The organism is Paraburkholderia fynbosensis, from assembly GCF_902859935.1.
Taxonomy (GTDB): domain Bacteria; phylum Pseudomonadota; class Gammaproteobacteria; order Burkholderiales; family Burkholderiaceae; genus Paraburkholderia; species Paraburkholderia fynbosensis.
The window spans coordinates 74,633-89,126 of the sequence record NZ_CADIKI010000014.1 but is presented as its reverse complement, the minus strand read 5'-3'; the positions used below and the strand labels follow the sequence as shown (position 1 = coordinate 89,126).

General features: G+C 63.7%; 13 protein-coding genes and 1 pseudogene. 6 read left to right on the top strand and 8 right to left on the bottom strand.

All coding sequences use genetic code 11. From position 1 onward, the window contains the following. Positions 1–48: 48 nt before the first annotated feature. Positions 49–302: pseudogene (locus HV770_RS38825) on the top strand (alpha/beta fold hydrolase); the annotation flags it as partial. Here HV770_RS38825 and HV770_RS22775 read toward each other — a convergent pair. Continuing rightward, complete coding sequence (locus HV770_RS22775) at positions 277–831, bottom strand: putative glycolipid-binding domain-containing protein (protein ID WP_175163200.1); 555 nt, start codon at positions 829–831, stop codon at positions 277–279. The pseudogene HV770_RS38825 and the gene HV770_RS22775 sit on opposite strands and share 26 nt — an antisense overlap. 308 nt (positions 832–1,139) lie before the next feature. Between HV770_RS22775 and HV770_RS22770 the strand changes: the two genes are divergently transcribed. From HV770_RS22770 to HV770_RS22760, 3 genes are all read left to right on the top strand, one after another. Further along, positions 1,140–2,078: an urea transporter gene (locus tag HV770_RS22770; RefSeq protein ID WP_175163198.1), complete on the top strand. Its 939-nt coding sequence runs from the start codon at positions 1,140–1,142 to the stop codon at positions 2,076–2,078. Between the two features lie 86 nt (positions 2,079–2,164). Then, the gene (locus HV770_RS22765; protein WP_175163197.1) at positions 2,165–2,941 is read left to right on the top strand and encodes a class II aldolase/adducin family protein; all 777 of its coding nucleotides are present in this window, start codon (positions 2,165–2,167) and stop codon (positions 2,939–2,941) included. A 47-nt stretch (positions 2,942–2,988) separates the two neighbouring features. Continuing rightward, a complete protein-coding gene (locus HV770_RS22760; RefSeq protein WP_121321638.1) occupies positions 2,989–3,177 on the top strand; it encodes a 4-oxalocrotonate tautomerase in 189 nt (62 codons plus the stop codon). A gap of 178 nt (positions 3,178–3,355) precedes the next feature. Here the strand turns inward: HV770_RS22760 and HV770_RS22755 are convergent, their stop codons facing one another. The 7 genes from HV770_RS22755 to garD all read right to left on the bottom strand — a co-directional run bounded on the left by HV770_RS22755 (position 3,356) and on the right by garD (position 11,669). Beyond that, positions 3,356–4,591 (bottom strand): porin, encoded by a 1,236-nt coding sequence (locus tag HV770_RS22755; RefSeq protein WP_175163195.1) that lies wholly within the window; start codon positions 4,589–4,591, stop codon positions 3,356–3,358. 80 nt (positions 4,592–4,671) lie between these two features. Beyond that, positions 4,672–6,024, bottom strand: a complete 1,353-nt coding sequence (locus HV770_RS22750; RefSeq protein WP_175163193.1) for a TRAP transporter large permease — start codon at positions 6,022–6,024, stop codon at positions 4,672–4,674. A gap of 7 nt (positions 6,025–6,031) precedes the next feature. Then, the gene (locus HV770_RS22745) at positions 6,032–6,511 is read right to left on the bottom strand and encodes a TRAP transporter small permease (RefSeq protein WP_175163191.1); all 480 of its coding nucleotides are present in this window, start codon (positions 6,509–6,511) and stop codon (positions 6,032–6,034) included. Between the two features lie 151 nt (positions 6,512–6,662). Further along, complete coding sequence (locus HV770_RS22740) at positions 6,663–7,655, bottom strand: TRAP transporter substrate-binding protein (protein WP_175163189.1); 993 nt, start codon at positions 7,653–7,655, stop codon at positions 6,663–6,665. 589 nt (positions 7,656–8,244) lie between these two features. Beyond that, positions 8,245–9,162 (bottom strand): SMP-30/gluconolactonase/LRE family protein, encoded by a 918-nt coding sequence (locus HV770_RS22735; protein ID WP_175163408.1) that lies wholly within the window; start codon positions 9,160–9,162, stop codon positions 8,245–8,247. An 8-nt stretch (positions 9,163–9,170) separates the two neighbouring features. Beyond that, a complete protein-coding gene (locus tag HV770_RS22730; RefSeq protein ID WP_175163187.1) occupies positions 9,171–10,013 on the bottom strand; it encodes an NAD-dependent epimerase/dehydratase family protein in 843 nt (280 codons plus the stop codon). Between the two features lie 66 nt (positions 10,014–10,079). Beyond that, positions 10,080–11,669: a galactarate dehydratase gene (garD, locus tag HV770_RS22725; RefSeq protein WP_175163185.1), complete on the bottom strand. Its 1,590-nt coding sequence runs from the start codon at positions 11,667–11,669 to the stop codon at positions 10,080–10,082. A 233-nt stretch (positions 11,670–11,902) separates the two neighbouring features. Between garD and kdgD the strand changes: the two genes are divergently transcribed. Both kdgD and HV770_RS22715 read left to right on the top strand, forming a co-directional pair. Next, on the top strand, positions 11,903–12,820 hold the full coding sequence (gene kdgD, locus HV770_RS22720) for a 5-dehydro-4-deoxyglucarate dehydratase (protein ID WP_175163183.1): 918 nt from the start codon (positions 11,903–11,905) through the stop codon (positions 12,818–12,820). A gap of 266 nt (positions 12,821–13,086) precedes the next feature. Further along, positions 13,087–14,439, top strand: a complete 1,353-nt coding sequence (locus HV770_RS22715; RefSeq protein WP_175163181.1) for an MFS transporter — start codon at positions 13,087–13,089, stop codon at positions 14,437–14,439. The last annotated feature ends 55 nt before the right edge of the window (positions 14,440–14,494 follow it).

Sequence of the window (14,494 nt, the reverse complement as noted above, 5' to 3'; positions counted from 1 at the left end):
GGAAGCCGCCTCCCGTTACGCCCTCTCCTGCCGGTTCCCCCGAACCGGCGAGCGCGTCATGCGCGTGCGCCGGTGCAATTCATCGTGCCGCTGCGCGACCGTTATGTCGGACCGGAGCTATCGCTCGGCTAGAGGGCTGGCTCGGGGCTTACGAACGCAGCGAAATCGATGCGAGCCACCGGGTCATTCTGCGTGAGCCCGCGCGCATCGCGGCCTGCATCGAAGGCTTCGTCAGCCGGCATCGAACGGAACACGACGGCCCGCTCGCGGCGCCGCTCAACGCGCGCGCGGCAGGCGCGTGAATAGCGTCGGATAGTCGATCACGAGGCCGTCCTGGTCCACCTGCATGGTCGCGGTGAAGTTGCGGAAGATACCTTCGTAGCGATACTCGCGATTCAGACCGACGCACGAATACGCCTGCTCGACGCGCGTGACCTGCAGATCCGGCGTCGAGATATAGGCGACCGAAATCGGTTGACGCTCGCCTTCGGCCAGTTGCAACCGGCGGATCGGCAGCGTGTTGGTGAACGGCGTGGCCGCGATATCGATGTCGATACAGCCTTCGATCCCGCTCAATACGAGGCCATGACCGTCGCGCCAATGGCCCGCGCCGTCGCCATACAGTTCCAGTTCGCCACCGCCGACGATCTTCAGCCACGCATGGCGCGTGCGCCATTGCGCGTCGGAGCGCACCGTGTAGTGCAGCCCGTACGCGCGGCCGTAGCGCTGGCCGACTACCACGCTCTCCACCGCGAAGCCGTCATCGTGTGCGTCGAATGTGAGATGTTCGATGCCGTCGCCCTCTTCCGAGGCCCACCGTAGTTCACGCATTAGCCTGTCTCCTCGCGAAAGCGGCGCCGCCTGTGCGCCGGGCTCATATCGTAGCGCGAATGCCGGCAAGCGGGTCGCCGACGAGTGTTCGTCGTGCACATGTGCGGCCTGCCAAATAGCCACTATCAACGCGCGACGATGCCCGCGTGCGCGCAGTTGTCCTATCCTCGCGGTTTGCAGTAGCCAGGGCCGGCTCGCTTCGTTGCGGCCGAACCTGCGTGCGCGAGCGGCGCTCACCTTGCATGCTCGCACGGCGAGCGTCATCGACATTGCGACATTCCGACATTCAATCGAACCACCGTCAATCCATGCACGCCGCCGCGACCGACGCGCCCTCCGCCGCCTTGCGCACGCTGTTGCGCAGTGTCGGCCAGATCGTGCTGCAACCGAATGCGTTCACCGGCGCGTGCCTGCTCGCCGCGTGGTGCGTGGCCGTACCGCGCCTTGCGTGCGCGGCGCTGATGGGCGCGGTCGCGGCCAACGTGAGCGCCATGCTGGCCGGCTATCACGACGACGACACCCGCGCCGGACTGCACGGCTTCAACGGCGCGCTGGCAGGACTCGCCGCCTTCAGCTTCATCCGCGACGCCGCGACTGCAACCGCCGTCGCGATTCTCGCCGCGACGGCCACGGCGTGGCTCGCGGGACCGTGGTCGCGCTGGCTGCGCGCGCGTGGACTGGGTTGCCTGTCGAGCCCGTGTCTGATCGTGACATGGTGCTGGCTGCCTATGATCACGAGCGGCGCGCAGCCTGTGAGCCCGGCCTCGTTGCACCCGTCAGGCTTCGCCCAATGGAGTGGCGGCGTACTCGCCAGCTTCGCGCAAACCGGCTTTGCGTCGGGCGCGTTAGCCGGTTCGCTGGTGTTGACCGGAATCGCCGCGGCATCGCGCCGGCAGGCACTATCGGCGCTAGGGGGTGCGACACTCGCAAGCACCGCGCATCTTCTGCTCGGCGCAACCCCACACTCGTTCGACACCGGCCTGTTAGGATTCAACGGCGTGCTCACCGCACTTGCGCTCGTCGATAGCGGTGTCGTGCCAATGCTCGGCGGCGTGGCCGTTTCGATCGTGCTGCAAGCCGCGGCCGCCCGCTTCGGCTGGCCGGCGATGACCGCGCCCTTCGTACTCGCGACGTGGTGCGTGCAATGGCTCAGGCATCGCGGCACGCGCGGCGCTGCCGCAGACGAATCGGTGGAATGCGCTGAAAGTGCTCAACCGGTCACGACGCCGGTCACCCGCAGGAATTGATACGCGGCGGCCGCATTGCGCACAGGTCGGCACGCGCCGACGACAAGCGGCGTTGCACCGACACGAGGCAACCTCAGGAGACAGTCATGTCGTTCATCCACACCCCGACCGGCCACGTGGCCGACTCCGGCCCACTTTCCGACGCGCAACGCCAGACCCGCATCGACCTGGCCGCCGCCTATCGCCTCGCGGCACTCAACGGCTGGGACGATCTGATCTACACGCATATCTCGGCGAGCGTGCCGGACGAACCCGGCCACTTCCTGATCAACCCGTTCGGTCTCGCGTTCGACGAAGTGCGCGCGTCGAACCTCGTGAAGATCGATATTGCCGGCAACATCGTGGGCACCAGCGAATACGCCGTAAACGCAACCGGCTTCGCGCTGCACGCCGCCGTCCACGCGGCGCGCGCCGACGCGTTCTGCGTCATGCATTTGCACAACACGGCGGGAGTCGCAGTTTCCGCGCAGCCGGCCGGCCTGCTGCCCGCCTCGCAACACGCGCTGCGGTTTTACGGCCAGCTCGCGTACCACGACTACGAAGGCCTCGCGTTCACACCGGCCGAAGGCGAGCGTCTCGTCGCGAATCTCGCCGACAAGCCCGCCATGCTGCTGCGCAATCACGGCACACTGACGGCCGGACGCACGGTCGCCGAAGCCTACGTGCTGATGGCCACGCTGCTGAAGGCCTGCGAGATTCAACTGCAGGCGCAGGCCTGCGGCACGGCGCTCGTCATCCCGAACGACTCGCTCGCCGCACGCACGGCGGCACAACTGTATGACGGCGGCGCAATCGAAGGCGCGCTCGAATGGCCCGCGCTGCTGCGCAAGCTCGACCGGCTCGATCGCAGCTATCGCGACTGAAACGGCGCCACGCTCATCTCAATCTCATTGCTCAACGGAGTCATGCCATGCCCACGTTTCACATCGAACTCTTCGAAGGCCGCTCGCTGGAACAGAAACGCCAGTTTGTCGAAGCGATCACCAAAGCGACTTGCGACTCGCTCGGCGTCGAACCGAATTCGGTGGACATCATCCTCACCGACGTGAAGCGCGAAAACTGGGCAACCGGGGGACGTTTGTGGGCAGACGCCGAATAGCGGCGTTAGAGACGTTCTTGCGGCCGAACGCGCTGGCGGGACCAACGCGCGCGAGGCCGGAAAGGCCCCGCACCGCCGAAAAGTTACGCGCATTGCGCGCGTAACTGTTGTTGCTCAACAACGCATTTCTTCAACGCGTTGCCGTGGCGGCCTGCAAAACGCCGCCACTACTACCCAATTAGAACTTGTGGATGATGCCCACGCCGACGGCAACCTGGCTGCGCGACGACGACGGCGAACCGTTCTGACCGTCGCCGACGCTTGCCGTTGCGTCGATGATCGTGCGGCCGTTGCCTGCAAGCGTCTGGCCGTTAGCACGCTGATACGCTTCCAGCGCATACAGGCCGGTACGCTTGGACAGGCTGTAGTACTGCGACAGGTTGAACTGGTTGTAGCTAGCCGTGTTCGAAATGCCGTTCGACGACGTCGCGCGGGTGTAGCTATAGCCAGCGGCCAGGTCCAGCGCCGTGATCGGCTTCCAGTGCAACACTGCGCCGCCCGTATTCCAGATTTGCGTGTCGTGGAAGAACGAGTTCGTACCCGCAGCGTATTGAACGTTCGAGTAAGCGAACGAAACGTCCCACTGCGAGTTGAACGCCCAGCCGCCCGTCACCGCAATACGCTGCTGCTTGGCTGCCGTCTGGAAGCCGTTGTTGATAGCCGAGTTGGCCGGCGCCGACGGGCTGGAGCTGGAGTTGATCGTCGTGGAGTTCGCACCCCAGAGGCCGCCGCCCGACGCTCCGTTGTCGATACGCTGGATACCTGCAGCGATACCGAACGGGCCGTTCAGGTACTGGACTGCCGCGCTCCAGGTCTGACCGGCGCTAAAGCTGCCCGGCGTGCCGCCCAGCGAGTACGAACCGCTGACCGTCAGGCCGCGCATGCTCGGCGACGTATAGACGAGCGAGTTGTTGACGCGATACACCGTATCCAGCGAGTCGATATCGCCCGGGTGTGCGCCGTATGCACCGGTCAGCCACGTGGTCGGGCTGTACGGCGACAGCAGCGTGTAGTACGACGTGTACTGGCGACCAGCCGTCAGCGTACCGAACGTGCCGTTCGTCACGCCCACCCATGCCTGACGGTTGAACGCCAGACCCGACACGCTTTGTGCGCCGGTTGCGCTGTTAAAGCCTTGCTCCAACTGGAAAATCGCCTTCGTACCGCCGCCCAGATCTTCCGCGCCCTTCAGGCCGAAACGGCTGCCAGCCCAGATGCCGTTGATCATCTTGACTTGCGAGTGGCCGCCCGGGGACGGTCGCGCGGATGCTGCGCCTGAAGTCGGGCTCAGCGTCGTCGAGCTGTTCTGATAGCCGATACCCGTATCGACGATACCGTACAGCGTCACGTTGCTTTGTGCATGCGCGCCGAGGGCGACCAACCCGATGGCCGAACCAACCAGTGCCTTTTTCATTTCTACTCCTGTTAAAAATTCTATTTTTTTCGCGGCCATGTGCGAGCGCCGCTGAGTGTGGGTTTATACGTTTTTTTGAATCAGAACACCGGGTGTCCGTTAATCAGACTTGGCAACCACGTCGAGAACCACGGCACATACGTCACGATGTTGATCGCGCTGAAGATAGCCAGGTAATACGGCCACGCCACCTTAGTGGTTTCCCCGATCGACACATTGCCAATTGCACACCCAATGAATTGCACCGAACCGATCGGCGGGTGCACGAGACCCAATGCGCAGTTCAGCAGAATCATGATGCCGAACTGCACGGGGCCGACGCCGTTGTGCATCGCCATCGGCAGGAACAGCGGCGTCGTGATCAGGATGTGCGCCGCCATGTCGACGAACGTGCCGAGAAAAACCTGGATCACGTTGATGTACAGCAACATCAGCCAGGGCAGCGTCGTCGCGCCGTCGAGCATGCGTTCGATCGCGTCCGGAATCTCCAGGAAGGCCATCTGGAAACGCAGCATGTTCGACACGCCGATCAGCAGCAGCACCACACCCGTCGTCTTGGCCGCTTTGGACAGTGCATGACCCAGCTTGCTCAGCGTCATCGAGCGGTACACGACGAGCGTCAGGATCAGCGAGTACGCCACGGCAATCGCCGCCGCTTCCGTCGCGGTGGCGATGCCGCGCGCCACGCAGAACAGAATGATCGCAATGACCATCAGACCCGGCACCGCGCCGATGAACGTACGCGCCACCGCCATCCAGCCCGGGAAGCGCTGCACGCCGGTCGAGCCGTCGGGACGGCGCGGATAGCCGAACTTGACCGCTTGCCAGTACGCGGCGATCAGCACGAGGCCCATCACCCACAACACCGGCAGCAACCCGGAGAACAGCAGATCGCCGATCGACACGCCGCTCATCTTCACGCCGTTCAAGGTGCCGGTAATGCCCTGCGCCGCGAACGCGTAGATGATCATGTTGGTCGACGTGGGCATCAGCGCGCCCGCCAGCGACGAGTGCGTCGTGACGTTGACCGCATACGCCGCGCTGTAGCCTTCGCGCTTCATCAGCGGGATCACCACGCCGCCCATGGCGGACGTGTCCGCCGTCGGCGAACCCGACACGCCGCCGAACAGCGTGCACGCGACCACGTTGGCCATGCCCAGGCCGCCGCGGAAATGCCCCACCGTGGCCTGCGCGAACCGCAGGATCCGGTCCGCGATGCCACCGTGCAACATCAACTCGCCGGAGAAGATGAAGAAAGGGACCGCGAGGAACGAGAACGCGTTCATGCCCGAGATCATCGACTGCATGGCGGTGGCCGCCGGCAGCCCCTCATACAGATACGTCAGGACGCACGAGAGTCCCAACGCGAACGACACAGGAACCCCTAGAAAGAGGAAGACGAGAAAACTGATGGAAAGAAGGGCGAGTTCCATGATTGTTCTATTTGTGTTTCTTTTCGAAGAGAGCCAGCAGATGCTCGAACGAGAACAGTGCGATGCAGATGCTGGCAACGACCGGAATGCAGTACCGCAGTGCTTCTGGCAAACCGAGAATCGGAATCCGGTCTTCCCTCGTGGTGATCGCCATCTCCATACAACCGAAGAAAACCGCGACGGCAAACGCGATCAGGCAAACATGCTGAATCCCCGTTGCAATCGTGCGGCCTTTCTCCGACAACTTGTTGACCAATGAGTCGAGGCCGATATGGCCGCGTTCGCGCACCTTGAGCGCGGCGCCGAACATGGCGATCACGATCACCAGCAGCAGCGCGATGGGCTCGACGAAATCGGGTGCGTCGCTAAAGACATAGCGCATCACGACGCTATAAATCACCAGCAGACACAGCGCGGCCAGACTTGCCGAGGCCACGACAGTCAGCACGCGAAAGAGAAAATCATTTGGGCGTTTCAAGAAACTCATTGACCCCGTCCTTGCTCACGACAGATCTGTCTTTAATATTTGCAACTGTGTTCGACTGCGCCGGCTCAGCACGCCGCGCGCGGCGGAAAAGCCCGCAGAACTTCCTGCAAGCTGTTTCCGCCGCTATCGCCGCCGGTCCGGCAGGCGAACCTTATTTGATTGCCTGGATCTCGTCGACGAGCTGCTTCATCTGCGGGGTCTTTTCATACTTCGCCCACACCGGCTGCATCGCCTTCACGAAAGCCGCACGGTCGACCTGCGACGAAGCGACGATCGTCGCGCCACCCTTGGTGACCGTCTTGCTCGCATCGGCTTCGCGCGCGGTCCACAGCTTCTCGTAGTAAGGCACCGAATCAGCCGCGGCCTTCTTGATGATCTGCTGTTGTTGCGGCGTCAGCGTGTCCCAGATCTTCTTCGAGAACACGAGCACTTCCGGCGTCATCGAATGCTGGGTTTCGGAAAACACCGGCGCGACTTCGAAGTGCTTGGTTTCTTCGTACGACGGGATGTTGTTTTCCGCGGCATCCACCAGACCCGTCTTCAGGCCCGTGTACACCTCGGCGAACGGCATCGGCGTGGGCGTGCCGCCCATCGCGCGGATTTCGTCGACCATCAGATCGGACGGCTGCACGCGCACCTTCAGGCCCTTCATGTCGGCCGGCGAATGGATCGCCTTCTTCGTGTAGATCGAACGCGCGCCGCTCTCATAGAACGTCAGCGCGATCATGCCCTTCGCCGAGAAGGCGTCGAGAATCTTCTGGCCTTCCGGGCCGTACATCACTTTGCGGAAATGGTCGATGTCGCGGAACAGGAACGGCAGCGACGGGATCATCGATTCAGGAACGATTTCGTTGAACGCGGCACCGTTGGCGCGCGCCATGTCGAGCGCGCCGATGCGCACCTGATCGATCGTGTCGTTTTCCGAACCCAGCGCGCTGTTGCCGAAGACCTTCACGGAATCCTTGCCGCCGGTCGCCTTGCTGATTTCCTCGCCCATGTACTTCACGGCCATGTTGGTCGGGTACGTATCGCCATGCACGTCCGAAACGCGGAACGTGCGCGCTTCTGCCGACGCGGCGCTGAACGCCAGCGCCGCGGCTGCGACGATCATCGACACACGGGAAGAGACAAACTTCTTGTTCATCGTGACATTCCTTGAAAAATAGACCATCCAATCGATTGCGGATGCGACATGGTTTGCTGCGTCTCCTGGCTCGACACTCACCGCCCCTTGCGGGTAGCGAGCGGGTTGCCGTACTGGTCTGCGCAACATCCCCGGCACAGATACTCAGCACTCCTGTCAGACAACTTGCTTCTTTTACTTCGATTACTTCGGCGCGAATCACATGCACGAAAACGTGTGCGAAACCGCCTTGCTATCCCCTTGCTATCCCAATATTCAAGAAAGGAATCTGTTTGGGCTTATATGTTGTACGACGACATACGAAGTCTATAAAACGCGTTTTGACTTGTACAGACGGTATTTACCCGCAGGATTGACAGCCCCGGTACGGATGACCTGTTGGGGACGCCGGCGAGAGCCCGCGCCAGCGAGAGCAGAAATGGGGAGGGAAGGACGGCGCTCGGGACGCCCGGGTTTTTTGTTCAGAAATCCACGCCGAACCGTGGTCTCTACGCCACATTGTTGTACGACGAGTGATGATCAGAGGGAAGTTGGATGACTGGCGCCGGGCAGAATCGCGTGCCGGCGCCAGTTTTCGCGCAGGTTCAGCTTACAGTTCGCCCGCGAATTCAGGCTCGGGCAGCCCGGTGACGCCGGGACGCACCGCGAACACATGACCGTCGTGCTCGCTCGCGCTGGCTCCCGGATGAATCGAGGTCACGAATAGCGTGTCCAGCTTGCTGCCGCCGAACGCGCACATGGCCGGCTTGGTCGGCGGCACGGGCACCTGACGGTCGAGCCTACCCTGCGGTGTGAAGCGCAGCAGCAGCCCAGCGTCGTTCGCGCAGATCCAGTAGCAGCCGTCCGCATCGACCGCCGCGCCGTCGGGGCGGCCCGCATGGTGATGCAGATCGGCGAACACGCGCCGGTTGCGCGGCTCGCCCGACTCGATGTCGTAATCAAACGCCCAGATCAGCCGGTGCAGCGGATGCGAGTCGGACAGATACATGGTCTTGCCGTCCGGCGACCAGCCGAGGCCGTTCTGCGTGATCAGCGAATCGACGACCGGCGCGGACAGCACCCCGTTCGCGTCGAACCGATACAGCGCGCCGGCCGGATTGGCCGCCGTCATGTCCATCACCATCGTGCCGGACCAGAAGCGGCCCTGACGGTCGCAACGGCCGTCGTTAAAGCGCATGCCTTCGGCGCCGAATTCCGGCGCGGCGAGCTTGCGCACCGATGCCGCGACCGGTTCGCTGCCGCAAGCCTGCGCCGCCTCAGGCAACGTCACCGCGAAGAGCCCAGTCTCGCAGCCGGCCAGCACCGTGCCGCGACGATCGAATGCGATACAGGCGACCTTCTCAGGCAACAGCCATTCGGCGCGCCGGCCCGAATCGACCTGCAGCCGCACGATCTTCTGCGCCGGGATATCCACCCAGTAAAGCGCCTGCTCCGCCGCGCGCCACACCGGGCTTTCGCCCACCGACGCGCGCCCTGCCGCGTCGAGCCGCTCGACGGGCGCATTCATCGTGACGCTCACCGTTTCGGCTCCATCGGGCCTGCCAGCACGAACGGGCCGCCCTGGAAGCGCTGGGTCGGATCGTCGAACTGCGTGTGGGGGGCGCTGGCCGGGAACAGATGCTCGAATTGCGCCGAGCTGTCCTGCGGACGGAAGCCGAGGAATGCGGCCTTCTTGTTGTCTACCCACGAGATGCGGTTGTCCGACACACCATAGATGATCGCGTGGCCGACGCGGTTCGTGAACAGCGAGCAGCGCACCAGTTCGATGAAGTCGCGATAGCTCAGATAGGTGACGAGCATGCGCGGGTTGCGCGGCTGCTCGAACGACGAGCCGATCCGCAGACACACCGTCTCGAGACCGAAGCGGTCGAAGTAGTAGCGCGACAGCGATTCGCCGAAGCACTTGGTCACGCCGTACAGGGTGTCGGGGCGCAGCGGCGCGTCGGTATCGACCACCGAGGTTACCGGATGGAAGCCCACCGCATGGTTCGAGCTCGCATAGATGACGCGCTTCACGCCCTGCTTCTGCGCCGCCGAGTACAGGTTGTACAAACCGCGGATATTGGCTTCGAGCAGATCTTCGAACGGCGCTTCGACGGAAATGCCGCCGAGATGGACCACCGCGTCCACGCCTTCGAGCAGCGCGTGCACCGCTGCTGCGTCGGCGAGGTCGACGACGGACGCTTCTTCGTGCTCCGACACTTCGCCGAGCGGCGCGATGTCGGACACGCGCACGACGTCGGCCCACGCAGCGAGCGCGCCGCGCAATTGCTTGCCGAGGTTGCCGGCGGCGCCCGTCAGGAGCAGACGGCGGAAAGGTTTCTGTGCCGCGGAGCGGTCAAGGTTCGAGTCGGTCATGTCTTTCTGTTGATGGGATTGCGAGCGGATCAGCCTGGAGGCGCGAGCACGCCGCGCCGCCGGAAATCAGGTCACCGGCGCCGGGTTGAACAGCGTCAACGCGTTGTGCAGCTTGAGCTTTTCGGCGCAGGTCTGTTTGCGCCCGCTGGCGACGTCGAGCATCAGGCGGAACAGTTCCCAGCCGACCTCTTCGATGGTCGCCGCGCCGGTCGCGATCGTGCCGGCGTTGACGTCCATCAGGTCGTGCCAGCGGCGTGCGAGGTCCGAGCGCGTCGCGACCTTGATCACGGGCACTTCCGCGAGGCTGTACGGGGTGCCGCGGCCGGTGGTGAAGACGTGCAGGTTGATGCCTGCGGCGACCTGCAGCGTGCCGCAGATGAAATCGCTCGCGGGTGTGGCCGCGTAGATCAGCCCTTTCTGACGAACCTTCTCGCCAGGCGACAACACGCCGGAGATCGCCGAGTTGCCCGACTTGATGATCGAGCCCATCGCCTTTTCGACGATATTCGACAGGCCGCCCTTCTTGTTGCCGGGCGTGGTGTTGGCGCTGCGGTCCGCGCCGCCGCGCTTCAGGTAATTGTCATACCACTGCATTTCGCGGATGATCGCCGCGGCGACGTCCGCGTCGGCCGCGCGCGCCGTCAACTGATCGACGCCGTCGCGCACTTCGGTGACTTCGGAGAACATCACGGTCGCGCCGGCCCGCACCAGCAGGTCCGTCGCGAAGCCCACGGCCGGGTTCGCCGTCAGGCCGGAGAACGCGTCGCTGCCGCCGCATTGCACGCCGATCACGAGATCGGACGCGGGGCAGGTTTCGCGGCGGCGGTTGTTCAGGCGCCTCAGATGACCGTCGGCCATGCGCATGATCGAGTCGATCATCGACTGGAAGCCGACGTGCGATTCGTCCTGCAACACCACCACGTCGCCGTTCGCTTCAGCCTCGACATCGCCGATGTCCGCGACTTCGGCGACATTCGCAGCCGCCGCGATCGGAATCGTGCCCGGCGGCATCAGGCGCTCGGGCTGCAGCTTCTCGCAGCCGAGGCTGACCATCATCACCTCGCCGCCGAAATTCGGGTTGAGGGCGATGTTGCGCACGGTGCGGATCGGCACCATCGCATCGGGCGCGTCGATCGCGACGCCGCAGCCGTAGGTGTGGCCGAGGCTCACCACGTCGTCGACATTCGGGTAGTTCGGCAGCAGTTCGGCCTTGATGCGCGTGACCGCATGCTGGACTACATCGGCCACGCATTGCACGGTAGTCGTGATCGCGAGGATGTTGCGCGAGCCGACCGAGCCGTCCGCGTTACGGTAGCCCTCGAACGTGTAGCCCTCGAGCGCCGGCATCTCCGGCGCCTTGATCGTGGCGATCGGCAAATCTTCGAGTCCCGGCGGGCTCGGCATGCGGATCACGTGTTCGTTGACCCAGCTGCCCTTGGGCAGTGCCTTGAGCGCGTAGCCGATCACCACGTTATAGCGTATGACCTCGTCGCCTTCGGCCAGATCGGCCAGCGCGACCTTGTGCCCTTGCGGCACGCGCTCGCGCAGCGTCAGCCCATCGGGGAAAACGGCGCCCTCACCCAAGCCGCCGTCGTTGACGACGATCGCGACATTGTCGTTGGGGTGAACGCGAATGTAGAGCGGAGATTGTTCCATTGCATCGATCCTTATGGCGCTTTTGGCACGATCGCCTGCTACGCCGGCTATTCATACGTCATCCTACAACATGAAAGTTTGCTTGGACGTTCCGTATTTACCCTATAGCGCGCATTATGCCGTGAAAACCCCGTTGAGTTACCCGTTTTCTTGTTGTACGATGACGTATAAGAAATCTCCATTTCGACTGAACGACTACTCATCGACTCAAAACTGGCACCTGGATATTCATCATGACGACACCGCAGGAACTCAAGCAGATCGTTTCGGAAGGCCTTCTCTCCTTCCCCGTTACCGACTTTGACGCACAAGGCGAATTCCGCGCCGACACGTACGCAGAACGCCTCGAATGGCTCGCGCCGTACGGCGCGTCGGCACTGTTCGTCGCCGGCGGCACGGGCGAATTCTTCTCGCTGACGCATAACGACTACTCGAACGTGGTGCGCACCGCAACCGAAGTCTGCAAAGGCAAGGTACCGATTCTGGCCGGCGCCGGCGGCCCGACGCGCGTCGCGATCGAATACGCAAAGGAAGCGGAGCGCCATGGCGCGAACGGCATTCTGCTGATGCCCCATTACCTGACGGAAGCTTGCCAGGAAGGCATCGCGGCGCACGCGGAAGAAGTCTGCAAGGCCGTGCCGAACATGGGCGTGATCATTTATAACCGAGCGAACTCGAAGCTCAACGCCGACATGCTCGAAGGTCTGGCGGAGCGCTGCCCGAACCTGATCGGCTTCAAAGACGGCGTGGGCGAGATCGAAAACATGGTGACGATCCGCCGCCGTCTGGGCGAGCGCTTCTCGTATCTCGGCGGCCTGCCGACGGCTGAAGTCTACGCCGCAGCCTACAAGGCGCTGGGCGTGCCGGTGTACTCGTCGGCGGTGTTCAACTTCATTCCGAAGACCGCGATGGACTTCTACCGCGCGATCGCCGCTGACGACCACGCAACGGTCGGCAAGCTGATCGACGAATTCTTCCTGCCGTACCTGAAGATCCGCAACCGTCGCGCAGGCTACGCGGTCAGCATCGTCAAGGCTGGCGCGAAGCTGGTCGGCCACGACGCAGGCCCGGTCCGCGCACCGCTGACCGACCTGAGCGAAGAAGAAATGGCGCAACTCGACGCGCTGATCAAGAAGCTCGGACCGCAGTAATGCAGTTGGCGTAACAGTGGAATAGAGATCCGGCGGCCGTGTGAACACGGCCGTGTGAACGGCTTTTAACCACGAGCGCCCGGGACGGCAACGTCGCCGGGCGTTTTTGTACCGCGCTACCGCGGCACCGGCTTCGCGCGACACCTCAGGCGTACCCGTGCCGCCCGGCGTTCCGTAGCCGGACCGATTGGCCGGCATCGCGACGGCTGGTTACACCAGATCCCCAGGGAGCCCTGCTCCCTTGCAAAAAAATTCAGGAGATGACCATGGAGATGAGCCGCACGGCGAATCCCGCCGACGCCACCACGCGCACCAAAGTGCGCTATGCGATCCTGCTGCTGATCTTTCTGATCACCACGCTCAATTACGCAGACCGCGCGACGCTCTCGGTGACCGGCTCCGCGATGCGCACCGAGTTCGGCTTCGACGCGATCCGCATGGGCTACATTTTCTCCGCGTTCAGTTGGGCGTACGTGCTCTCGCAACTGCCGGCCGGCTGGCTGCTGGACCGCTTCGGCGCACGGCGCGTGTACGCGGCGAGCATCTTCCTGTGGTCGCTCTTCACCCTGCTGCAAAGCTCGATCGGTCTGCTCGGCAGCGCGGGCGCCGCTGTCGTCGCGCTGTTCGCGCTGCGTTTCGCGATGGGCGCGGCGGAATCGCCGGCGTTCCCGGCCAACGCGAAAGTGGTGGCCAGCTGGTTCCCGACCAACGAACGCGGCACTGCCTCGGCCATTTTCAACGCGGCGCAATACTTCGCCGCGGTGGTGTTCACGCCGCTGATGGCGTGGCTCACTCACGCGTTCGGCTGGCAGGCCGTTTATGTCGTGATGGGTGCGATCGGGCTCGCGCTCGCCCTCACCTGGCTGAAGGTGATGAAGAACCCCGCAGACCACCCGCGCGTATCGCGCGCCGAACTGGAGTACATCGAGCAAGGCGGCGGCGTCGTGACCGGGCACAAGAAAACGACGCGCGCCGACAGGATCGAAAATACCGGCGGCTGGTCACTCGTGCGTCAACTGCTCGGCACCCGCATGCTGCTCGGCGTCTATCTGGCGCAGTACTGCATCAACGTGCTGACGTACTTCTTCCTGACCTGGTTTCCGATCTACCTCGTGCAGGCGCGCGGCATGACGATCCTGCACGCGGGACTCGTGGCGTCGCTGCCGGCGATCTGCGGCTTCTCGGGTGGCGTGCTCGGCGGCGTGCTGTCGGACGGCTTGATCCGGCGTGGCCACTCGCTGACGGTGGCGCGCAAGGTGCCCATCGTCGGCGGCATGCTGCTGTCGGTGAGCATCATCGGCTGCAACTATGTGTCGACCGACTGGATCGTGGTCGCGCTGATGTCGCTCGCGTTCTTCGGCAAAGGCATCGGCGCGCTCGGCTGGGCGGTGGTCGCCGATACCTCGCCGAAGGAAGCGCTCGGCCTGTCGGGCGCGATCTTCAACATGTTCGGCAACGTCGCGGGAATCGTCACGCCGATCGTGATCGGCTACCTCGTCGCGCGCACCGGCTCGTTCAACGGCGCGCTGGTGTTCGTCGGCGCGAACGCGCTGCTCACGGTGTTCAGCTACCTCGTGATCGTCAAGGACATCAAGCGCGTCGAGCTGCGCGAGGCCTAACGCCGCGCCAGCGGTTATCGTACTTCCGGGCGCCTCGCGCGAGCACCACTGCTGC